Genomic DNA, 21,906 nt, shown 5'->3' on the forward strand with positions numbered 1-21,906 from the left:
CCGTATGGACTCGCCCTTTTGCCCATTGCGGTCAAACCGCAGCGGTGTGACCATTGCAGACGGTAACGGTTCCGGTGTCAGCGAGAAGGGATGAATATGGCAGGCATCACAGAAGTCGAGTACATTTGGAAAAACGGGGAGCTGGTCCCCTGGGCGGATGCCACGACGCACATCCTGTCCCATTCGCTGCATTACGGCTCCGGCGTGTTCGAGGGCATTCGCTGCTATCAGAACCCCGACACCAAGAAGAGCTACGTATTCCGCCTGCGCGACCACATGGAGCGCCTGCATCGCAGCTGTAAAATTGCCTGCATCGATCTGCCGTACACGGTTGACGAGTTGTGCGATGCTACGCTTGAAGTGATCCGCGCGAACAAGCTTGAGAAGTGCTACATCCGCCCCATCGTGTATCGTGGCTACGGCGTGATGGGCGTCGACCCGACCGGATCGACGACCGACGTGGCCATCGCTTGCTGGCCTTGGGACAGCTACTTGGGCGCCGATGCGCTCGAGCAGGGCGTGGCCGTGGGCGTGTCGTCTTGGCGCCAGCGCTCCAACAACGCCATTCCTCCTGCGGTGAAGAGCACCGCTTCCTACATGAACTCCATCCTGGCGAAGCTGGAGGCCAAGGAGCACGGCTACGCCGAGGCCATCATGCTGAACGAGGCGGGCTTGGTGTGCGAGGGAACGGGCGAGAACCTGTTCATTGTCCGCGACGGTATCCTGTCGACGCCGCCGCTGTCCGACGGCCTGCTGGAGGGCATCACGCGCGACACGGTGCTGTGCTTGGCCGATGACCTGGAGATTCCTGCTATCGAGGAGAGCCTGACGCGGGCCGACCTCTACGTGGCCGACGAGGTGTTCATGACCGGCTCCGCCGCCGAGCTTACGCCGATCGGATCTGTGGACGGCCGCACCGTGGGCAAGCCCGGGCAGGTTACGCGCGCTTTGCAGGAGCGCTTCTTCGACGTTGTCTATGGCAATATCGAAGAGTACGCCGAATGGGTAGCGGAAGTATAGCCATTGAAAATCCTCACGTACGACAGCACGTTGCGCGACGGCGAGCAATGCGAAGGCATCACGCTGTCGCTTGAGGACAAGCTGCGCATCGTCGAGCGGTTGGACGCGCTGGGAATCGACTTCATCGAAGGAGGTTTCCCCGCGTCCAACCCTAAAGATATAGCGTTTTTCCAGCGCGTGCAAACCCTCCCGCTTCGCCACGCGCGCATAGCGGCGTTTGGGTCCACATGCAAAAAAGGCGTTGCTGCCGAGCAAGACCAAGGTCTTGCTGATTTGGTGGCAAGCGGGGCTCCGGTTGCCACTATCGTGGGAAAAACCTGGGATGCCCAGGTTACGCGCGCGCTTCAGACGACGCTTGAGGAAAACCTGCGAATGATTCGCGATTCCGTAGCGTTTTTGAAGCGTTGCGGCTTGCAGGTGGTGTTCGATGCCGAGCACTACTTCGACGGCTATGCTGCCAACGCCGAGTACGCGCTTGCTTGCGTGCGTGCTGCTAGCGAAGCCGGCGCCGACTCCGTGGATTTGTGCGAGACCAACGGCGGCGCGCTGCCGTTTCAGGTGGAGGAGGTCGTGCGCGCGACGGCTGCTGCCGTTCCCGGTCAGCAACTGGGCATTCACTGTCACAATGACTCCGGGTGCGCGGTGGCCAACGCGCTTGCGGCGGTTCGTGCGGGAGCGGTGCAGGTTCAGGGTACGGTGAACGGCTTCGGCGAGCGCGTGGGCAACACCGATCTGCTCACGGTCATTGCCGATCTTGAGCTCAAAATGGGCATGACGTGCGTGGGGAGGGACAACCTGCGCCAGCTGACCAGCGTGGCGCAGTTCGTGGCCGAGTCGTGCAACATGGCCCTGCCGACCCATCATCCGTACACGGGGGCTTCGGCGTTCGCGCACAAGGGCGGCTTGCACGCCAGCGCTATCGCCCGATTCCCCGAAGCGTACGAGCATGCTTCGCCGGAAAGCGTGGGGAACAATGCTCGCATGCTGGTAAGCGAGCTTGCGGGCAAGGCGTCTCTTATGGCGAAGGCGCGCGGGCTGGGCATTGACCTAACGCCCCATCTTGACAAGGTCCAGGGTATTTTGGACGACATCAAGCAGCGCGAGGCGGGCGGGTACTCGTACGAGGTCGCCGACGGTTCGCTGGCATTGCTGCTGCAGCGGCATTTGGGCGCGTATCGCCCCCATTTCACGCTGGAGAGTTTTCGCGTTATCGTGGACGACCATGAGGATACGGGCGCTCTTGCGAAGGACGCGATGTCCGAAGCTACGATCAAGATTCACGTAGGCGATCGGCGATTCGTGGCCACCGGCGAAGGCGCGGGTCCCGTTGGCGCTTTGGATAATGCGCTGCGCATGGCTATCGTGGCCTTTTATCCCCAGGTAGCAGACATGGAGTTGGTGGACTACAAGGTGCGTATCCTGGACGAGAACGTGGGCACCGACGCCATCACCCGCGTTGTCATCACCACAAGCGACGGCTCTGGCAGTTGGGGAACCGTGGGCGTGTCGGAAAACATTATCGAGGCTTCGTGGAATGCCATCGTGGATTCCATAGAGTACGGCCTCATGAAGATGGGAGAGTAGCATGAGCGATCTCAGGACGCCCGAAGTTGAAGATCTGCTGCACGTGTTCGCTGCGCTCGACGACGAAGACACCATTTTCGCCCTGTTGGAAGACCTGTTCACTATTCGAGAGATCAAGGATACCTCGCAACGATTGGCTGTGGCTCGACAGCTTGATGCGGGGAAGTCGTACGCGGCCATCGAAGAAGCTACCGGTGCGTCGGCCACGACCATCGCGCGCGTGTCGAAGTGCTTGAGCTACGGGTCCGGCGGCTACGGTGCCGCTCTTGCTGCGCTTGGCGATACCTCGAAGCGCGGGTAGGGTTTTACGAGGACGGCTTTGCGGTCCAAGGGTTGCGGCCTGCAAGTTGAGTTCTGCTCGCAGTGCGCTCCTGTTGGCACGGCGCCGATGCGTCCAATTCTGCCGTTGAGCTGTTGTCGACGCGCGGCGGCCGCAGAGCGTGGCGCGAAATCGCGGGTCTGCGCTTCTGGACACGCGCCTTCGACAATCGTTGAGGGTACTGCACTTTGCTGGCCTGGACCGTTGATGCAAGCGCACAAAACAACCGCGCCCGACAAGCCGCGCAAGGAGCACAGACCCGCGATTTCGCGCCACGTTCCACGTCGTTTTCGGCGTTGTCGTCGAAGGCCCGGACGGCTCGCGGGGCGAGTCCGACCGGGCCTTCGTGCGTTCTGGACGAAACCTTCTTGAGCAGCTGGTGTCTACCTCTATGCGCCGGTTGCCGTTGCGGGCGGCGCTACCGGGTCGCCGTATTCGTCGATAGTGCCGTTTGCGCGGCCTTCCAGGTACTTCTGACGCGCGGCGCCGCGACGAAACGTTACCGGCGCCTTTCCGCTGTTGAGCTGGTAGCAGTACCAGAATACGAATGGGATGCCGATGATGCCGTTGACCATGCCCCACCAGTACATGACTTCGGGGTTGAACCAGGAAGCACTGTTCATGATGGTGGGGAACAAAAGCGGGAAGCAGCTGCGCAGCAAAAGGTGCGCGCCAAGCGTGTAAATACGCCCGGTGATGTAGAGTTCCGGCCTTCGCATGACGATGGGATACAATTCGGCCGCTGCCAGGATGCAGCAGGTGGAAGCGAAGAACTCATGGCCCTCGGCGTACACGAAGCAGGCGTTCCAGGTGGTGTAGAGGAAGTTCCACATGGGTACGGTGTAGGACAGGATCTCGCCATGGCTGGAAGTGTCGTATTTCCAGAATTTGTCACCGAAGGGCATGGTAATGCACAGGATGAATCCAGCTAGGGCGTTCATTGTATTGCCCATCTGCACGTCGCGCAGCGTGGCTTCGGCAATGTTGCAGAACACGATTCCGTACAGCACCCATCGAACCCAGCGTTTGCGCATGAGCCGCCAGAAAGGAGTGTCTTTCTGCTCGACGGCGGCGATGCGTCCGAGCCCCGCGAAGATGAGCGGCAAAATGACGGACAGGTTTTTGGCCCAGCGGAACCAGTCGTCGCCCGGAATGTTGGCGATCCAAAGCGGAACGGTAATCAGAGAAATTACCCATACCCACATTGACGTGCGGTAATGTCGCCTCATGAACTCGGTGAGCAGCATGAGCAACACGGTGTAGACAACCATGGAGACGGGTGTGACCCAAACGGGCACGGTCATGGCGAATCCCCTTTCTGCCGAAACGACCTGGCCGTCTTTCGCGACGGCATTCGCGCTCTTTTCCCAGGTGGCGCGCTTGGCGCCAGTCTAGCATCGTCTGCGATTCGGCTTCTTTCACAAAAGGACCCCTTGTGTGAAAGACTTCCTTGAAAGCCCCTCGTATACTGCGGGGCGTATGGGTGGCGACGGAGGGGTTCGCCGCAAGAGAGTTTGCAAAGGGGCGATTCTCGTGGGCATTCTGTATCAAGCGGCCGATCCGCTGTACTGGGCCATTTGGCTGTTCATCCTGTTTGCGCTTATGGCGTTCAACGAACTGGGCCGCACGTCGCTGTGGGCGGGCATTGCGCTGTTTGCCGTGGTGCCTATCGTTTTGACCGTGTTCGTGTGGCCGACTACGGCGGCGCCTGGCAACGAATACGGTACGGGCACGTGGTTCAACTGGGTGAAAACGTACTCGGCATTGGCCGGCTGCCTGGGATTCATCGCGCTGCGCTTCGTGAAGTGGCGCGGCAAGGACGGCAAGGTGCACCATCTGTACGAAAAGAAGTGGGCCTTGTGCTTCCCGCCTCTTATTCTGGCGATCAATATTGCCGAAGCGGTCATCCGCGATTTCCAGGTGTTCAGCTTCGGGCTATGGCAGGGCGGTATCGTCGAGAACCTGTGGACGATTTCGGGTCCGTGGAACATCATGAACGGCATTGCGGGCATTTTGAATATCGTTACCATTTGCGGTTGGTTCGGCATCTTCATCTCGAAGGACTCGTCTAAGGACATGATTTGGCCCGACATGATTTGGGCATGGATCATCGCGTACGATCTGTGGAACTTCGCCTACACGTACAACTGCATTTCCGACCACTCCGCCTACTGCGGCTTGGCGCTGCTGCTGGCATGCACGATTCCCACGTTCTTCATCAAGAAGGGCGCTTGGCTGCAGCATCGTGCTCAAACGCTGGGCTTGTGGATCATGTTCGTTATGACGGTGCCCCAGTTCGCCGATGTGCTGGCTCCAATTCCGACCACGCATAATCCGGCTGCGTTCTTCGCGGTGAGCTTGGTGGCGCTTGCGTCGAACGTGGCGCTTGCCGTCTACCAGTTCCGCAAGATTCGCCGCTGCAAGTTGAACCCGGTGAAGGACGAGCTGTACGCCGATACGAAGGCGTACCAGCGGGTCGCCCAGGAAAACCGTTAGCATGCGTCGGCGCGAGGGCGACTGCGCCCCGCGTCGGCAGCCGCTTGACGCGCAACGCATCTTCGCCATGACTGAACAGAGTCATCTTTCGTATAATGGACGCGCACAGGATCGCCCTGTGCGCGTCCATGCGCGTTTCGGCGCGAGGGGAGATGCAATGCGGTTGGGCACCCGACAGACCAGATACGAGCCGGCGCGGCGCGATTGCGGGCGTTCTTTGATCGAGCGCAAGCGACTCGATGGCCCGGCGGGGGATATCATGGCCGCGGCCCGTTCGCTGTTCGAGCGGCAAGGCGTGCGCGCGACTACCGTGAAGGACATTGCGGCAGAGGCGGGCGTCACGCGTGAACTGGTCTACTATTACTTCGAAAACAAGCAAGCCGTCATCGATGCGGTGCTGGACGACTACGTAGAAGACCTGGTGGAAAGCGTAGTCGTGTGGAACGAATCGCGCGCGTTCGGCGATACGCCCGGATCCCTTAAAACCTGCATCGCCACGTTTCGGCGCGCACTGTACGACGCGGAGGGCAATCAGCGTCCGATGATTCGCGTGCTCGAAGAGCTGGGGATGCGCGACTCGTTCGACGTGCGCGCCGTGCGTGAAACGGTGGACTGCATTCACGACCACATCGTAGTGGAGTACGCGGAATACCACCATATTGAAATAGACCTGGTGTACGAGATGTTCTGCGTGGTCATATTCGGCTTGGTGGGCCTTGTCAAAATCAATCCCGACATATCCGACGAAGCTCTTATGAAGGTGGTTGAGCAGGCGTTGCGCCTGGACATGGATCCAATTGCGGTATCATGAGCGAACGAAAGCCGATGAATCGTTCGGGGCGATAGGAGCCGCAATGACCACATTGTTCGTGAATGCCTGCATGAGGGGGCATGATTCCCGTACACTTACGTTGTGCCGCGAGTACCTTGCGCGGAAGCAGGACGTCGTCGAAGTTGACTTGGCGGCGCTCGCGTTGAAGCCTTTTGACGCCGATATGGTGGCGGATCGCGTGGAGAAGCAGACTGCGGGTGCGTGGGACGACCCGATATTCGTGCTGTCGCGCCAGTTCGCCGAGGCGGATGACATTGTAATTGGCGCGCCGTACTGGGACCTCTCGTTCCCGGCTTCGCTCAAGGTGTATCTGGAGCATGTCAGCGTGTGCGACAGCACGTTTCACTTTACCGAGGATGCGCGGTGCGAAGGCTTGTGCAAGGCGGCGACCCTCACGTACCTTACGACGTCCGGCGGCTTCGTGGGGGATGCGAACTTCGGATACGACTACCTGTGCGGCATTGCGCGCATGTTCGGAATACCGGAAACGCGTTTCGTGGCGGCGGAGGGCTTGGACATCGTGGGCATTGACGTTGAGGGTCAGATGGACAAGGCGCGCGCTCAGATGGCAAAACTCGGGTGAGTTGGCGGTAAGGCAGAGGAGGAATGCACGTGAGTCGCTTGCTGATTGTGGTGGACTATCAGGTTGACTTTGTAGATGGTGCGTTGGGCTTTGCGGGAGCGGAAAAGCTCGCGCAGCCTATTGCGAACAAGATTTCGGAGTACCGGAAACGGGGGGACGACGTTGTATTTACGTTCGATACGCACGGATCCGACTACCTAAGCACCCAGGAAGGGCGCAACCTTCCGGTTGAACACTGCATCGAGAATACGCCTGGTCACAAGCTGTACGGAGCGGTTGCTTCGGAACTGCTCGACTCTGACAAAGTGTTTTTCAAGCCCGTTTTCGGCTCGGTCGAGTTGTTCGATTGGTTGAGGTCGGCCCAGCGCGCAGCCGACGAAGCGGGAGCGCTGCCGTTCGAGGAGATCGAGTTGGTGGGGTTGGTGTCCAATATATGCGTGGTGGCCAATGCGGTGCTGGTGAAGACCGCATGTCCCGATGTGCCGGTTACGGTTGATGCTGCATGCACGGGTTCGTTCGACGCCCGCTTGAACGAGGCTGCCCTCGATACGATGGAAAGCCTGCAGATCAAGGTGGCCAATCGCTGATGGATCACCTGAAATCCAAGCGATTCACGATTCTGAGCTGGTTGGCGGTTGCTGCTTGGGCGGTGTTCATCTTTTGCATGTCGGCGAACACGGGCAGCGATCTGAATCAAGGCACGGGACTCCTTTCGCACCTGTATCAGGCGTTGAAGGAGCTGCAGGCGCACATCTTGGGACCCGAGGCCGATGCCATCAACTCGATTGCTCATTTCTGCGAATACACCGTGTTCGGTGCGTTGTGGGCGAATGCGCTGCGTTGCCACATGCCTCTTCGACGTGCTTGCGCGCTGGCTGTTGCGTGTGCCAGCCTGTACGGCGTGACCGATGAGTTCCATCAGTTGTTCGTTCCTGGTCGCATGTGCGATCCCGTGGATTGGGCGGTTGACACCGCGGGTGCCGCGCTGGGCTCGGGGATTGCGTTCTTCCTGCTGAGCCGGCGCCTTGAGGGGCGGGCTCCGAACGACGCGCGGTAGCCTTTCCTGCTTGTTCCGCCGCAGAGATTGCGTGCCAGGTTGAGAAAACGATTTGGCTGAGGAATGCGAGGCGGCCGAAGACGCGCGCAGCCGCCCGGCGACGGCTGCGCGCGTCTTCGGCCGCCTTGTTTTGCACGTGGGGTTCGTAAAAGCTTGATGGCTGGCAGGTTCTTGCGGTTTGAGGTCGTCGAACGGGGCGCTGCTTCTCTCGTCGTCTGATTTGCATTCTGTTTTGCCTGATCACGGCGTTGGGTCGCTGCGTGATGTCTTCGGGTGCGCGCGATTCGCCGGCTTCGACGACCTCAAACCGTCAAAACCTGCCACGGAAAGCGATTTTTCGTGCGCGCGCCTTCTCTGCATAGGAAACGCTGTCACCCATTTGATGAGACTGCCGCTTCGAGCGAGCGAGGCGCGTGGCAAAACGGCGCCTTCGAGCCGTGCCGACTTTGGCGTAGCGGCAAAGTTCGGAAAAACTTTTGCATAGGAATTTGTAAAGTTCTGTGGTATCGTGTCAAAAAGTTAGCCTTAGATAACATATTACTACTAAGCTAATAATATATTTCGCATGCATGTAATGCAGGGGAAGCCCTTTGAAGCGGGCGGTTCGACACGAAAGGATATCCATGGAACATTCGATGAAGGCGGGCGTTGTCGCGCGAGGCTCCGCTGTTGCGCTGGCGTTTGCTTTGGCGGCGGGCGCAGTGCCGGCGCAGGCCATGGCTGTTGGCGCAGCGCCGATGCCGACTGCAGAGGCAGCGACGGGAAGCTCTGTCTCCTTGGACAAGGATAATCTTGCGAACGGAACTTATGCGGTTCCGGTGCGCATGCTGCAGGCTTCCAACTTGAGTTCGTCTCAGGGTTCGATTGCAAGCAGTGCGCTGGATCCGATTGGTTTGCTGACGGTACGTCATGGGGCGTACACGCTCAGCCTCAATATGAGCGGGCAGGTCCTGGGTCAGTACTGCAACTACCTGGGATATTTCGGGTCGTATCACGTGGATGGGAACGCGCTTGCCACCAACGGATCCGATGTTGCAGTTGTGGACTTTGGCGGCGAAGCCGGTAGGCCGTTCGTGGCGGATGTTCCTTTGGGCGAGGTTGCCAAGACTTCCGGTTACGTTGCATTGCGACTTGGCGCGCAGGCCATGGGCGACAATCGCCAGACCGCTGCGGTCCTGATCGACTGGAGCGGCTTGACGGTTGACAGCCTTGACGGCGAGGGCCGACCCTTGGAGACCCTTGTCGATGAAGCCGCCGCCATCGTGCAGGGTGGCAAGAGCGACGAGGCGTATCGATCTTTGCAGGATGCTATCGCGCGCGCCCGTGCCGTTGTCGAAAAGGGCGCCGCTGCAACGCCGGAGGAGATCGTGTCTGCCGAAGCGGATTTGGCGTCGGCTATCGAGACGTTCAACGGCTCGCCTGATGCGGTCGACCCCGTTGTTCCGGAGGGTCCCGGAACCGAACAGCCTGCTCCGACGCCTGAAAAGCCGGATACCGACGCCTCGAACGGAAACGGGAACTCGACGACAACTCCCTCGCAGCTTCAGCAGCCGAGCACCGCTTCTTCTCGCGCCGAATACGTTGCCGGGCATACGTATGCCGTGCCTATGAAGTTTTACAAGGCGAATTCCGGCGAGCTGTCGATGGCCGATCAGTATTTCGGCGACACCGCTTACGTGGTTCCTCGTTCCGATGGCATGTTCGAAGTGCGCTTCACGACGAACAGGTCGGACTACGTCGAAAAACTCTCGTACGGTGGATACGTGGCCTCGGTGGTGAGCGAAAACGGCGCAAGCCGTACGTACAGCGTGGTGATCGCAGCTTCGAAGGATACCGTGGTGCTGCCCATCACGATGACCATCAAGCCCATGCGCGAAATGGGCGGCGGCGACGTGTCTGCCGACCTGCATCTGTATTTGGGAGATGCAAAGGTGAAGGATTTGGGGTCGGGCGACGCAGGTGTTCCGACCAGCGGAAAGACCGGCAATAGTCCCGCTTCCGGCGGTGCGCAAGGTTCGTATCTGCCGAAGACCGGTGACGACGGCTTGTCTGTTGCCGCGGGAGCCGCTGCGGTTGCGGCGGGAGCGGTTGCGGTCGGCGCGGCAGCGCGGCGACGCTTTTCGCTGCAGGGGCGAGGGGAAGGTCGTTGAACGTGCGGTCATCGTTCGCCGTGAAGTCCTCGCGCGCGTTTGTCGCCGTTGTTGCCCTGGCGTTCTCTGCTGCGCTTTCCGTTGGCGGTTCTCCTGCTCATGCGGTAGTTTCATCGGTTTCGACAGCTGCGGTTCATGCGAGCTACGCTAATCCCGACACCGGCGTGATCGAGGATTCGGGCGGGCAGGCAAGCGAGGCTTTGGGGACGTCGATGAGCCAAGGCATTACCGGATCCTCGGCGCTTGTCGAGAAAGATGCGGACGGAAGCGAGTTCGTGACCATCAGGCTTTCCCAAGCTGACCAGATCGGCGAGGTCAGCATTGCCTCCGACGTCGATCGTACGGGCGTTTATGCCGAGGACGTTGCGGCCGAGATAATGCAGCGCGATGCCGAGCTCAATACGGCGGACTATCGTGCGCAGGTGGCATCGGCGCAGGCTACGTTGCGCATTTCGATGTACGTGCATCCCATGGGGCGCTCGGTGGTGTACTTCGTGCAGTTGTCCGATGCGGCTCCCGGAAACTCTGAAGGCTTTGTCGAAAGCATCGTTGCTGGCCAGGGGTCCGAGCAGGGCCAAGCGCCGGACGGTGGAACGGCTCGGGGATCGAGCGAAGCGTTGGAGGGCTCTGCCGCTTCAACTGCCGCGTCCGGCGATTCCGCAGGCTCGGGCGTGAGGGAGTTCGACGGCGAGGGTCGCGAGGTGACGGGCTCTGCCGCCCCGATCTTCGCTTCTCCCCAGACGTATGCGATTGCCGCGGTTGCAGCTACGGCGGCGATCGCGGCCGTGGCTGCGACGTACTACCTGGCGTACGGTCGCAAGCGCAAGGCGCGAAGCGATAGCGCTGCCGCAGCGGCAGCGGGGCATGGCGGCAGCGCGCCGCCCGAGGCTTAGGGCTTCGTTGCATGAGCAGGAAGACGTTTGCCCGGGCTGGGCTTGCGGCGCTGTGCCTGGCTGCGCTGTGCGCCCTTTCCTCGTGCGTGGACCAGCATCCTGCGCGCGACGGCGGGGACGAGCGATCGGGAAAGCGCATCGTGGCCACTTCGCCGGCCGTTGCAAGCATGTGCGATCGGCTTGACCTTGACCTGGTGGGCGTTCCCGCTACGTCGCGCGCATTGCCGCAGCGATACGGCGATGCGGAGGTGGTAGGCCCTCCTATGGGACCCGACCTGGAGAAATTGTCGATGTTGCGGCCCGATTGCATCGTGGCGCCCGGATCGCTGCTGAACGACTTGCAGCCGAAGTTCGCTCAGATAGGAGCGCCTTCCATGTTCGTTGACCTGAACAGCGTGGAGGGCTTGCATCGCTCGATGGATTACCTGGGCATCGCTTTCGGGCGCGAAGCCGAGGCGCTGAAGGCGCGCGCTGAATACGAAGCGTTCATGACTGCGTATCGGCAGGGAATAGAAGGGCTTGTCCGCCCGCGCGTTCTGGTTCTCATGGGCGTTCCCGGGTCGTATTTGGTGGCGACGCCGCGAAGTTACGCGGGCAGCCTTGTGCAGCAGGCCGGTGGCGAAAACGTGTACGCAGATGCTGCGGACGCATTCGTTAACGTGAGCGTCGAGGACATGCTCGATCGCGACCCGGATGTCATTTTGCGTACGTCACATGCTCTTCCCGACCAGGTCATGGAGATGTTCGCTCAGGAGTTTTCCTCGAACGACACGTGGAAGCACTTCCGTGCCGTGCGTGCGGGGCGCGTCTACGACCTTTCGCATGAGCGATTTGGAATGAGCGCGACGTTTGCCTATCCGGAAGCGCTCGAAGAACTTAAGCCGCTGCTGTACGGCAACGGCGAAACCGTTTAGGACAAGGAGCTATGCGTAAAGCCAGAAATATCGCGGCATTCGCGCTTACAGTAGGTGCCGTGGCAGCGCTGTTCGCGTTCGCCGTCAATGCGGGCACGCTCAAGGTGCCTGTCGACGAGCTGCTTGCGGGCTTGTTTGTGGCCTACGACGATCGGGTTGCAACCATTTTCGACCTGCGCTTCCCCCGTATATTCATTGCGCTTGTGGCCGGCGCGTCCTTGGCTGTGTCGGGCGTGCTGCTGCAGGCGGCCGTGCGCAATCCTTTGGCGGATCCGGGCATTATCGGCGTCAATGCGGGCGCGTCGTTCGCTGCTATTTTGGTGACGGCGTTTGCGCCCTCGTTGTTCTTCTTCATGCCGATTGCCGCGTGCGCAGGGGGCCTTCTTGCGTTTGCGCTGGTGTACGCGTTGTCGTGGAAAGGGGGAGCGCTCGCGCCTGTGCGCATCATCTTGACCGGCATCGCGGTGAGCGCTCTGTTCGCCGGGCTGTCTTCGGCGTTCAGCACGGGATCGGGCGGGGTGTTGACGGGTGTTGCCAGCTTGGTTGATGCGAACATCTCGGCTAAAACGTGGAGCGATTTCTTCACGCTTGCGGGGTATGCGCTTGCCGGGTTGGTTCCGGCTCTGTTTGTTGCCAGGCGTTGCGATCTTTTGTCGCTGAGCGACGAGACGGCTGCTTCGCTTGGCGTGGACGTGACGAAAAACCGCCTGGTGGTTTCCGCTTTTGCCGTTTTGCTGGCATCGGTTGCCACGGCTATCGTGGGGCCGATCAGCTTTTTGGGTTTGGTGGTCCCGCATTGTGCGCGCATTTTGGTGGGGTCGGGACACCGGCTGCTTATTCCGTATTCCATGGTGCTCGGCGCGTTTTGTCTGCTGTTGGCCGACACCGTGGGACGAACCATTGCCGCACCGTACGAGATTAGCGCCGCTGTCGTCATGTCGGTAGTGGGCGGCCCCGCGTTCATTTTGCTGCTGAGAAGGGCGCGTGATACGTATGGCGGGTAACGCGTTCACCCTTGAGGGCGTTGGATTTTCGTACGGGTCGACCCGCGTGTTCAAGGGACTGGATCTTGTCGTGCGCGAAGGGGCGGTGACCACGCTGCTCGGAGCGAACGGTTCCGGAAAGACAACGCTGTTCAACGTGATGACCAAGCGCCTCAAGCCGCAGGAAGGCCGGGTGTTCTTGCGCGCCGGAAACGTTGCGGACGTGCGTCCTGCGGACTTCGCCAAGTTGGTGTCGGTTGTGCATCAGCACAATATGGCTCCGGCTGACGCGGAGGTGCGAACTTTGGTCGGCTACGGGCGTTCTCCCTATCGAAAGCTGGGGGTGCGACGGTCTTTGCCCGATCGGGAGCAGGATGCTCGCATGATCGAGTGGGCTCTTGCTACCTGCGATTTGAAGGATGTCGAGCATCGCGTCATTTCGTCGCTTTCGGGCGGACAGCGCCAGCGCGTGTGGATGGCCATGGCGCTTGCCCAGGGGGCGAATGTGCTGCTGCTTGACGAGCCTACCACGTTTTTGGATGTGCGCTACCAGCTGGAAATACTCAAGTTGGTGCGCATGCTCAACGAAGAGCACGGCATGACCGTGGTCATGGTGCTGCACGATATGAATCAAGCCATCGAGTACAGCGATGAGATCGTGGCCTTGGTGCAGGGGCGGATTGTTGCGCAGGGAGCGCCGCACGATGTGGTGACCCCCGCTTTTCTAAGCCAGGTGTACGGAGTTGACCTGGACGTGGTGCGCGTACGGGGCAAGCCGTACGTGTTAGCGGTATGAAAGCGGCTTTCCGCAAAAGGACAAGCTATACGAAGAATCATGAGAAAGGAGCGAACGATATGACAAGTACGTTGCAACCGGTTCGCCGGGTATGCGCGGCTGCGTTGGCGCTTATGATAGCGCTGACGGGGTTGAGCATTACGCCGAGCGTGGCTCGAGCGGAGGGCGTCGCGCCGCCGCTCGATGCAGGGTCAAGCTATACGGTTTCGGTTGACGTCCATGACGCCGGCAATCCTTCCGAGCCGTCGATGTCTGCCGGCATGTTGGCTAAAAACGCCGAGATCGACGTGGACGGTTCGGGTCGGGCGCGCATCACGCTGCACTTCGTGCCCGCCCAGATCATGGGCCTTGATGTGCATGCGAGCGACCTTGGCGTGTATGAAGAGGGTTCCCAGAGCAACTTCATCGAAGGGGTTTCGTTCAAGTTGGGCGAAGACAACTCCGCTATCTGCCAGTTCGTCTTGCCGTATGTGCCCAATGACGGCTTGTATCGCGTTGAGATGCGCTCTGACATCATGAACAGAGACGCGCTGTTGTATGTGAAATGGCCCACGTTGAAGAAGACGGGCGGCTTGGGCGATACGCTGGCCGGTTTGGTGGAAAGCGCCAAAAAGTACTCCGCGAACGACTACACCGAGGATTCTTTCGGTAAGTTGAAGGCCGCGATTGCGGATGCGGATGCGGTTCTTGCCAATCCTGATTCGACGCCCGAACAGTTCCAGGCGTCGATCGACGCCGTCAACAACGCTGTTCAGGGGCTGAACGCTGCGGCGAAAAGCCCCTTTGAAGCGGGTCGTACCTACTATGTCGACGTGACCGATCAGGACCCCACGGGAAGTCGAGCGCTTGACCTTGAAGCCCGGTTCGACGTTGACGAAGCCGGCACCATCAAGGCGACGCTGCGTTTCAACCCGTACTCTGATTTTCTAGGAGCCTATCAGGTGTCGGCGGCAACGCTTCTCGATCGCGAAGGGGAGGCCGCTGCGAACAATGCGATCGAGCAGCATGACGACGGCGGGGCAACCTGGACGTTCGATCTGCCTTACTTCGCAAGCACCGGTCTGTACAAGGCGAAGGTGACGGCAACTTCGGCCAGTCCCGACAAAATACATACCCTGGCATTCGACTGGAGCACGATTCGCACCACGGCAGACTTCCGCAAGCTTGCCGCGGCCATAGAGAAGGCCTCCGGTCTTGCCGCGCCGGCCTACACGGCGTCGAGCTTCGCCGTGCTTTCCGAGGCGCTTGCTCGAGCCAAGGACGTGGCTGCCGACACCTCTCACGCGCAGACGACGGTCAACGACGCGCTCGCGGCGTTGACCGAGGCGATGGATAAGCTTTCCATTGCGGAGAATGCGGGTAGCGGCAATACGGTTAACCTGGGTATTTCCGGATTTAACGCCCCGTTTTCGGACGAGAGCGCTCCGGGCAAGCCCTGGGCTGGCAGCCGTGTATACTTCGGCAAGGACGACCAAGGGAAGCCGATTTCCTGGAGGGTTCTGCAGACTTCCAAGGATGGGGTCCTGCTCAATTCGGAGCACACCGTTACCGGTCAGGCATGGAACACCGATATGTCCATTCCTGCCAGCGAGTTGTTCTGGAATACCGCCACGCTGCGTACGTACCTGAACGACGAGTGGTTCAACAAGACGTTCGACGCACTGTCCAAGGAAGCGGTGAAGACCACGGAAGTGAAGTCGTTGTCTTTGGCGGACGCATCGAAAGAGGTGGCGCCTGCCACGCAGGACAAGGTTTTCGCGCTTTCGATACAGGATTACCGGAACAAGGCTTACGGGTTCGTTTCCAATGAATCGCGTGCGGCGAAGGAGATATCGCTTTTGACTCGCACGACCGACGAAAGCATGTCGTTCATGACGATGGTCTTGATTGTTCTGCCAGACGGAGACCTTGAAAGCGGCTTCAACACTATGATGCCCTATACCCCCAATCTGGGAGTTCAGCCCGGTATCACGCTTGATCCGAGCAAGGTTTTGTTGACTACACCGGCGTCTGCGGCGGTTCCTTCGGGCATTCAGAAGCCTTTGGCCACCGAAGATAACGCTTGGAAACTCACGCTGATCAACGATGCTTGGAAGTTCGATGCAAGCAGCCCTCGCGTTGACGGCGAAAAGATCTCCGTAGAGTATGCGGCCAACGCCTCCCCTTCTGGTCGAATGTCGCGAAGCGCTGCCCTCGATCAGGATGATCGCGTAGTGTCCGCCCTTGTGGTGCGCGGCGGCGATTGGAGGACCGGTACCCCTGTCGGCTATGGCACCGTGGGCAAGGTTTCGGGCGAGAGCGGTTCGGTCTCATTTGAGCTGCCCGCCGATTTCAATAAAGAAACCGACAAGCTTTACCTGTTCGCAGAGCGAATTGGCGAAGGTGCCGAGAGCAATATCGCAACGATGCCCGTAGAAGTGAGCGTTCCCGATGTCGAGGAGCCTCCGGCTCCGGAGCCGAACGACCCCAGCACTCCGGGCGGGGACGCCCCGGGAAATTCCAACGCGTCTGACAAGCCTGTTCCATCGAATCCTGGAAATGCCGGGACGTCCGGGTCCTCGCCTGCGCTGTCTGGCGGCCAGGGCCAGGCCGCCGGGTCGACTGATGCGGCGAAGGTCGTTGCTGCAAAAACGGACAGCCGTGCAGCGGCGCAAGCTATTCCCAAGACGGGAGACGCTGTTTTTCCCGCTGCGGCATTTGCCGGCATTGCCGGTGCGGCGGCAGCGTTGTCGCTGATTGCGGTGCGCGCCTATCGTCGTAAGTTGGAGGGTTAGCAGCTGAAGCGTGCGATGTGCGTTTTTCCGTGATACGTGCGGGCCTCGCCTGGCTTGAAAACCGAAGGCGAGGCCCGTGCTGGTTTGCTTGCGGCGTGCGAAGGCGCGAAGTCGCGTGGGCCGCTGATGTGGGGCGTCTTTGCGCTGGCGGCTACCGTCTGCGCGCGAAGGCTTCCAGCACCAACTGGACGCGGGTGCCCAACGGGGTGGTGTTTTCTGCAAGGAATCGCGGGACGTCGGCAATGTCAAGCAGGAACGGCTCGATGAGCTCGGCGGGTTCCGGTTGCGCGTCCGCCGCTTTCTCGACCTGGGCGAACACAACGTGCACGGTCTCGTCGGTTAGCCCCGTGGACGAGAAGCCGGCTTGCGGCAGCGGGTCGATTGCTTGAGCGCCCAAGTTGGTTCGCAGCGCGTACCCTGTTTCTTCGCGAAGCTCTCGATCGACGCATTCCGCCAGGCTTTCTCCCGGCTCCATGAGGCCGGCCGGAAACGCGATGCACCAGCTGTTCAGCGGATAGCGAAATTCCCTGATCAGGAGTAGTTTTCCGTCGGGGGTTTGAGGCACGATGGATACGGCATCGGGAGGAGTTGGGTTCCCGGCGGCATTTGCTTCGAGTGCGCGACGGTAGGCGTCTTCTCCTTTTCTGGATGCGCTTTCGTATTCGTACAGCGATCCGTCCGGCATGGTGTAGGTGAGCACGTACTTCTTGATCCATCCGTCTGCTACCAGTCGGATGTCTTTGAGGCGGGGCGCGGTTGCGGTCACGGGGTCTCCTTAGGCGATTGTTGCATTTTGTATAGTGTAGCAATGAGGCGAGAGGGCGGAGTCGATGACTCCGCCCTCTCGCCTCATTCGTAGAGCAGGGCGGCTTTGGGGCCGCCCTGCTCGTTTCTTTTGCTGCCGTCCGCGTTTTCAGTGCGGTCCGATGCTGTGCTAGCCTTCGATCGAGATGGTCTTTTTCTCCTCGATCTTGGGCTGCTCTTGCTTCTTGGGCACGGCGATCTTCAGCACGCCGTCTTCGAATTTAGCCTTGATGTCGTCTTCTTCGATATCGTCTCCCACGTAGAAGGTGCGGCTGCATTTTCCGCTGAAGCGCTCCTTGCGCACGTACGTGCCCTTTTCATCCTTGTCCTCGGATTCGGATTGCGTTTGCGCGGTGATGCTAAGGTAGCCGTCCTTGAGCTCTGCCTGCACGTCTTCCTTCTTGAAGCCCGGAAGGTCGATGGTCAGCTGGTATGCTTCGTCGGTTTCCTTGATGTCGGTGCGCATGAGGGCGGGCGACATCTTCTGCATTGCCTGCATTGGCGCGGCTGCCGTGTTGAGGAATGCGTCAAAGGGGTCGGTCATCAGCTCGCTGAGAAGGTTGCGGTTCCTGCGCATGGGTACCATCATTGCCATGTTCATCATCTCCATTTCGTGCGGCTTGCGTGCACGTCATGCAGGTACGTCGTCGCATGGGCGTGACTCAAGCCTCGGTTGCGTCGCTTGTTTGTACGATTCATTTATAGTACGCGTTTTAGCACTCGTCAAGCGAGAGTGCTAAAACGTAACATTCTCGTTGACCTTAGGGGGTTTGCGGCATGCCTTTGCGGTTTTGGCGCTTCGCTGAAGGAGGGGCTTGCTCTTGGCAGATGGCCTATACTGGTGCGCATTCGAGGAAAGGATGCGCACATGACGGTAATTGGCCTTATATCCGACACTCACGGGAATCTGTCCGACGATGCGCTGGCGGCTATGGCCGACGTTGACCACATCATTCATGCGGGAGACATCGGCAACCCTGATATCTTGCGTGCTCTGGAGGCGCTTGCCCCCACAACGGCAGTATTGGGGAACAACGATTTCGATGAGTACGGATCGCGCGTGAGTCGGTTCGCGCATCCGGTTATCGATGGCGTACGTTTTCTGGTCGCGCATTACCCGCGCGATGTTCGCATAGGGTTCAACGGGTGCGCGGGGCTTGCTGCGGGCGATCCCATTCCGCAGGTGTGCGTTCACGGGCACACGCACGTTCCGGAATTGCTGACCGGCGCAGACGCTCGTCCCGCGGAGTATTTTCTGTGTCCGGGAGCTGCATTTCGCCCGCGCGGCGGGTTTCCTCGTTGCACGGGGCGGATGGAGGTTGAGAACGGGCGCGTGTTGCGTGTGCGCATCATGTCGTTGAGCGGCGACGTGATCATGAGCGCAGGGGAGCGGGCGTGAGCGACGGGCGCTTTCCGCCGGTGAAGGAGCGGGACGTTCGGCGAGCTGCGCGGCGCATGGCGAAGCGGCTGGGAAAGAGTCCGGCGGGCAGGATCGCAAGCGGTTTGCTGCTGCTTGCGCTGGCGGTTGCCGCATGGGCGGGGCCGCAGCTTGCTTCGTCGGGAGGGGGTTCGCCTGACGGGTCGGGTGCGCGTCCGACTGCGTCTGCCGGGTTGGAGGCCGCGCATGTAACGGAAGATGCGCGCCGCGCTGCCGAGCAGGACGCGAAGCGCTCGACCGACGTTCAGCGTGCGAACGCGGATCCTGCTGCGTTCGACCAGGTGACGGTCCGGCACGTTGTGGACGGCGATACGCTGGCGGTGCTTTTTGCCGATGGCGAGCGAGCGTCGGTGAGGCTTATCGGCATAGACACGCCCGAAAGCGTGGCGCCGCAAAAGGAGCGTAATCGCGAAGAGGGCGTATGGGCGTCCGACCATATGAAGGGGCTTGTGGGCGAGGGCGACACGTTGTGGCTGCAGTACGATACCAGCCAGGTTGACAAGTACGGTCGTCCGCTTGCCTACGTGTGGCGAACCCTGCCCGCCAGTGCCGCCGAGGCCGACGATCCCGCTGTCATCGCGCAGTACATGTTGAATGCCATTCAGGTGATCGACGGCTACGGTCAGCCGAAAACTTATCGTCCCGACACGTATCACGACGGCTTGTTCGCCCAGTGGGGGATCGAGGCCGCCGCGGAAGGGCGCGGGGTGACGTACTTGTGGGCGTAGCGCTGCGAGGTCGCCGACGTCATCGTACGCGCGTCGTCGTGCGCACACTGCTGCAAGCACATTGTCGCCCGAAACGTACGGTTTTCGCGGCAAAACCGTACGTTTCGGGCGACAATGCGTTCTTCGTTGCGCGCGGGGCTTACCCTTAGCAGATGATGGCGAGCTCTCCGGTTTCCGAATCCATCACGCAGCCCGTGACGCGCACGTGCGGCGGCATGACGGGATGCGCGCGCACCATGTCGACGCTCTTCCGTACGGCCTCCTCGGTATCTCCGAAGCCGGCGAGCCAATGGTCGAAGTCGATGCCGCAATGGCGTGCGAAATCAATGCGCTCAGAGGATACGCCGAGCCGTTTCATGTTCTCTACCATGCTCGCGCCGCTCATGTGTTGCGCTCCGCAGTTCGTGTGCGCAACCACCATGACGTCTTCCACGCCCAACTCGCATACGGCTATCAAGAGCGATCGCATCACGCTGCCGAACGGGTGGGAAACTTCGCCTCCTGCTACCTTGATGATCTTCGCGTCGCCGTTTTTCAGGCCGAGCGCAGCGGCCAGCAGCTCGGTCAGGCGCGTATCCATACACGAGACGATCGCGAGCTTTTTGTCAGGGTATTTGTCGGTGACGTAGCGCTCGAATTCGCGCTGCTCGACGAACGAGCGGTTGTGAGCGAGGATGTCCTCGACGGTGGAGGATGCGGTAATGCATTGACGTTGGTTCATGGTGCCCTCTCTTGTTTGAAGGGTAGTATGATAGCGCAACGACGGGCGTTTGCCGGGCTTTCGCGTTGTCCGTGTTGTTGGTCGAACGGCATGAAACAATGCGAAACGACCGCCCGATGGGGCGGCCGTTTCTTGCGCAGGTGAAAAAGTTAGCTTAGAACGCCTTGAAGGAAGCCTTCGGGCAGAAGCAGATGGGGCACTTCTCAAAATCCTCGCCCTTGTGGATATAACCGCAGATGGGGCACAGATAGAAAGCGTCGTCGTCGGCAGCGTCGAGGTCGTTGTATGCGGCCAGGTAACGCTCGGCATGCACGGACTCAGCCAGCTTGGCGCGCGTGAACACCTGCACGGCCTTGGCGTTGCCCTCTTCCTGAGCCTTCTTGATGAATGCCGGATACATGTCGGAGGTCTCGAAGATCTCGCCCTGCGCGCCGGAGATCAGGTTCAGGTCGGTCTGAGCGCCGGAGCAATCAGGAGCTGCGGGCTTCTCGTAGCCGGGCTCCATGTCGGCGACCAGGGCGTACTCCAAGCCGATGTGGATTTGCTCGGCGGCTGCGGTTGCCTCGAACAGACGCGCGATCTGGTCGTACCCCTGCTCCTTGGCGGCCTTGGCGAAAGCGGTGTACTTCGCGGAAGCGCCGGTCTCGCCGCCGATGGCAGCCTTCAGGTTGTCGAGGGTGGAGCCAACTTCGCACGTGCCGAAGCCGTTCATGTTCGTGGAATTCTCAGCGGTGGGGATTTGCGCGCGCACTTTCATGGATGCATGCTCCTTCTCGTCTTAGTTCGTCTTCTCATCTTAATGAGAACAAATCTCATTAACTGAAATACTACCCTGAACGCCAGGTGCATGCAAGAGGGTAATCGAAACGGATGACAAGGCTTCGCACAAAGTTCATACGGCTCTAATATTGCGAACAGATGTACCCTTATGGTATACTATTACCAAGAACCAAGCGCTTGGTAAGGAGAAGGATATGAACGTTGCGGTTTTGGAGAAGCCTCAAGCTATCAAAATATCGAGCAAGCGGCAGATCACCATCCCGGCGAAAATATACGAAAAGGCTGGCTTTGGGGATTACGCCTTGTGCACTTGGACCGACAAAGGGATGTTCCTTCAGCCGCTTGAGGTGGAAGACGAAGACGTGACGGTTGATATCCTGCGCCATTTGATCTCGGAAGGCTACGAGGGCGAGGAGCTGATCGAGCAATACTGCTCTTTGAAAAAGAAAGTGGTCTCGGTGAGGGAAAGGGTTGAGGAGGCTGAGCGCGATATCGAGGAGGGGCGCTATATGACGTACGAAGATATGCGCGCTGGGATTCGGAATGAATACGGATTTTAGTATTTGCGTAGCAGATGCATTCGATGATGATCTTCGAGATGTCCTGTCGTACCTGATGGTTGATTGCGGTTCGCCGAATGCTGCTGAACGTATGGTGCGTGCCGTGGATCGCGCAAAGGAACTTTTAGCATGTAGTCCGTTTATAAACGCTGTTTCCAGCAGACCTCGTTGGCTCGGTCGTTCCTATAGGGAGCACTACGTTCTCAAGTACGTCATCGTGTATCGCATAGACGGCGAGGTGGTTTGGTTCTTGCGGCTCTTTCATCAGGCGCGACTGTACGAACGGTTCGTGACGGAATGGGGTGGTTCGGAGTAAGGGGCGAGGAGCGGAGCGCGGGCGCGGCGCGAGGGCTGCGGCAGGGGGACGAAAGGCCGCGGTGCATGCCCTTGTTCTGCCCCTTCGCCGCGCTGCGTTCCGCATAAAAAAGCGAGCGACCTGTTTGGGCCGCTCGCTCGAAAAGGCGGTGCGAAGCG

Annotated in this window: 23 protein-coding genes; 18 read left to right on the plus strand and 5 right to left on the minus strand. The window is 60.0% G+C overall.

All coding sequences use genetic code 11. The features are described from left to right. Positions 1 to 96: 96 nt before the first annotated feature. The 3 genes from LG373_RS11195 to LG373_RS11205 are packed head-to-tail and all read left to right on the plus strand — an operon-like array spanning position 97 to position 2,905. Positions 97 to 1,020 carry a branched-chain amino acid transaminase gene (locus LG373_RS11195; RefSeq protein WP_114566146.1) on the plus strand — a complete coding sequence of 308 codons (924 nt, stop codon included), beginning with the start codon at positions 97 to 99 and terminating at the stop codon, positions 1,018 to 1,020. A gap of 3 nt (positions 1,021 to 1,023) precedes the next feature. Further along, entirely contained in the window at positions 1,024 to 2,604 is a 1,581-nt protein-coding gene (gene cimA, locus LG373_RS11200) for a citramalate synthase (protein ID WP_114566147.1), read from the plus strand. A gap of 1 nt (position 2,605) precedes the next feature. Further along, complete coding sequence (locus LG373_RS11205) at positions 2,606 to 2,905, plus strand: YerC/YecD family TrpR-related protein (RefSeq protein WP_114566148.1); 300 nt, start codon at positions 2,606 to 2,608, stop codon at positions 2,903 to 2,905. A gap of 407 nt (positions 2,906 to 3,312) precedes the next feature. Here LG373_RS11205 and LG373_RS11210 read toward each other — a convergent pair whose 3' ends face one another. Next, complete coding sequence (locus tag LG373_RS11210) at positions 3,313 to 4,227, minus strand: hypothetical protein (RefSeq protein ID WP_114566149.1); 915 nt, start codon at positions 4,225 to 4,227, stop codon at positions 3,313 to 3,315. A gap of 229 nt (positions 4,228 to 4,456) precedes the next feature. Between LG373_RS11210 and LG373_RS11215 the strand changes: the two genes are divergently transcribed. The 11 genes from LG373_RS11215 (at position 4,457) to LG373_RS11265 (ending at position 16,401) form a co-directional block, all read left to right on the plus strand. Then, a complete protein-coding gene (locus LG373_RS11215) occupies positions 4,457 to 5,419 on the plus strand; it encodes a DUF5692 family protein (RefSeq protein ID WP_114566150.1) in 963 nt (320 codons plus the stop codon). 259 nt (positions 5,420 to 5,678) lie between these two features. Further along, complete coding sequence (locus tag LG373_RS11220; RefSeq protein WP_225749810.1) at positions 5,679 to 6,230, plus strand: TetR/AcrR family transcriptional regulator; 552 nt, start codon at positions 5,679 to 5,681, stop codon at positions 6,228 to 6,230. A 43-nt stretch (positions 6,231 to 6,273) separates the two neighbouring features. After that, complete coding sequence (locus LG373_RS11225) at positions 6,274 to 6,834, plus strand: NAD(P)H-dependent oxidoreductase (RefSeq protein ID WP_225749811.1); 561 nt, start codon at positions 6,274 to 6,276, stop codon at positions 6,832 to 6,834. Between the two features lie 23 nt (positions 6,835 to 6,857). Then, on the plus strand, positions 6,858 to 7,421 hold the full coding sequence (locus LG373_RS11230; protein ID WP_225749812.1) for a cysteine hydrolase family protein: 564 nt from the start codon (positions 6,858 to 6,860) through the stop codon (positions 7,419 to 7,421). Next, the gene (locus tag LG373_RS11235) at positions 7,421 to 7,891 is read left to right on the plus strand and encodes a VanZ family protein (protein ID WP_225749813.1); all 471 of its coding nucleotides are present in this window, start codon (positions 7,421 to 7,423) and stop codon (positions 7,889 to 7,891) included. The genes LG373_RS11230 and LG373_RS11235 overlap by 1 nt, the downstream gene beginning before the upstream one ends. Before the next feature lie 623 nt (positions 7,892 to 8,514). After that, positions 8,515 to 10,041, plus strand: coding sequence for an NEAT domain-containing protein (locus LG373_RS11240; RefSeq protein ID WP_225749814.1), 1,527 nt, complete (start codon positions 8,515 to 8,517; stop codon positions 10,039 to 10,041). Positions 10,042 to 10,043: 2 nt separating this feature from the next. Then, the gene (locus LG373_RS11245) at positions 10,044 to 10,934 is read left to right on the plus strand and encodes a heme-binding Shp domain-containing protein (protein ID WP_225749881.1); all 891 of its coding nucleotides are present in this window, start codon (positions 10,044 to 10,046) and stop codon (positions 10,932 to 10,934) included. 11 nt (positions 10,935 to 10,945) lie between these two features. Next, a complete protein-coding gene (isdE, locus tag LG373_RS11250; RefSeq protein ID WP_225749815.1) occupies positions 10,946 to 11,848 on the plus strand; it encodes a heme ABC transporter substrate-binding protein IsdE in 903 nt (300 codons plus the stop codon). Positions 11,849 to 11,859: 11 nt separating this feature from the next. Next, positions 11,860 to 12,852 carry an iron ABC transporter permease gene (locus tag LG373_RS11255; RefSeq protein ID WP_123190988.1) on the plus strand — a complete coding sequence of 331 codons (993 nt, stop codon included), beginning with the start codon at positions 11,860 to 11,862 and terminating at the stop codon, positions 12,850 to 12,852. Continuing rightward, complete coding sequence (locus tag LG373_RS11260) at positions 12,842 to 13,627, plus strand: ABC transporter ATP-binding protein (RefSeq protein ID WP_114566158.1); 786 nt, start codon at positions 12,842 to 12,844, stop codon at positions 13,625 to 13,627. Before LG373_RS11255 ends, LG373_RS11260 begins: the two co-directional genes overlap by 11 nt. Positions 13,628 to 13,686: 59 nt before the next feature. Then, a complete protein-coding gene (locus LG373_RS11265) occupies positions 13,687 to 16,401 on the plus strand; it encodes a DUF6273 domain-containing protein (protein WP_225749816.1) in 2,715 nt (904 codons plus the stop codon). Between the two features lie 151 nt (positions 16,402 to 16,552). Here the strand turns inward: LG373_RS11265 and LG373_RS11270 are convergent, their stop codons facing one another. Further along, positions 16,553 to 17,167 (minus strand): NUDIX hydrolase, encoded by a 615-nt coding sequence (locus tag LG373_RS11270; RefSeq protein ID WP_225749817.1) that lies wholly within the window; start codon positions 17,165 to 17,167, stop codon positions 16,553 to 16,555. A 168-nt stretch (positions 17,168 to 17,335) separates the two neighbouring features. Next, positions 17,336 to 17,800, minus strand: coding sequence for an Hsp20/alpha crystallin family protein (locus LG373_RS11275; protein WP_114566288.1), 465 nt, complete (start codon positions 17,798 to 17,800; stop codon positions 17,336 to 17,338). 273 nt (positions 17,801 to 18,073) lie between these two features. On the opposite strand from LG373_RS11275, the gene LG373_RS11280 reads away from it, so the two are divergent. Both LG373_RS11280 and LG373_RS11285 read left to right on the plus strand, forming a co-directional pair. Then, positions 18,074 to 18,604, plus strand: coding sequence for a metallophosphoesterase (locus tag LG373_RS11280; RefSeq protein ID WP_225749818.1), 531 nt, complete (start codon positions 18,074 to 18,076; stop codon positions 18,602 to 18,604). Positions 18,605 to 18,660: 56 nt separating this feature from the next. Next, complete coding sequence (locus tag LG373_RS11285; RefSeq protein WP_225749819.1) at positions 18,661 to 19,371, plus strand: thermonuclease family protein; 711 nt, start codon at positions 18,661 to 18,663, stop codon at positions 19,369 to 19,371. Between the two features lie 145 nt (positions 19,372 to 19,516). Here LG373_RS11285 and LG373_RS11290 read toward each other — a convergent pair whose 3' ends face one another. Both LG373_RS11290 and ngr read right to left on the minus strand, forming a co-directional pair. Further along, a complete protein-coding gene (locus tag LG373_RS11290) occupies positions 19,517 to 20,092 on the minus strand; it encodes a carbonic anhydrase (RefSeq protein WP_114566163.1) in 576 nt (191 codons plus the stop codon). A 154-nt stretch (positions 20,093 to 20,246) separates the two neighbouring features. Next, on the minus strand, positions 20,247 to 20,849 hold the full coding sequence (ngr, locus tag LG373_RS11295; protein WP_114566164.1) for a nigerythrin: 603 nt from the start codon (positions 20,847 to 20,849) through the stop codon (positions 20,247 to 20,249). A gap of 217 nt (positions 20,850 to 21,066) precedes the next feature. Between ngr and LG373_RS11300 the strand changes: the two genes are divergently transcribed. Beyond that, on the plus strand, positions 21,067 to 21,432 hold the full coding sequence (locus tag LG373_RS11300) for a delta-aminolevulinic acid dehydratase (protein WP_114566165.1): 366 nt from the start codon (positions 21,067 to 21,069) through the stop codon (positions 21,430 to 21,432). After that, positions 21,416 to 21,748, plus strand: a complete 333-nt coding sequence (locus LG373_RS12340) for a type II toxin-antitoxin system RelE/ParE family toxin (RefSeq protein ID WP_216528706.1) — start codon at positions 21,416 to 21,418, stop codon at positions 21,746 to 21,748. The genes LG373_RS11300 and LG373_RS12340 overlap by 17 nt, the downstream gene beginning before the upstream one ends. Positions 21,749 to 21,906: the final 158 nt, after the last annotated feature.

The organism is Paraeggerthella sp. Marseille-Q4926 (assembly GCF_916618935.1).
Classification (GTDB): Bacteria; Actinomycetota; Coriobacteriia; order Coriobacteriales; family Eggerthellaceae; genus Paraeggerthella; species Paraeggerthella hominis.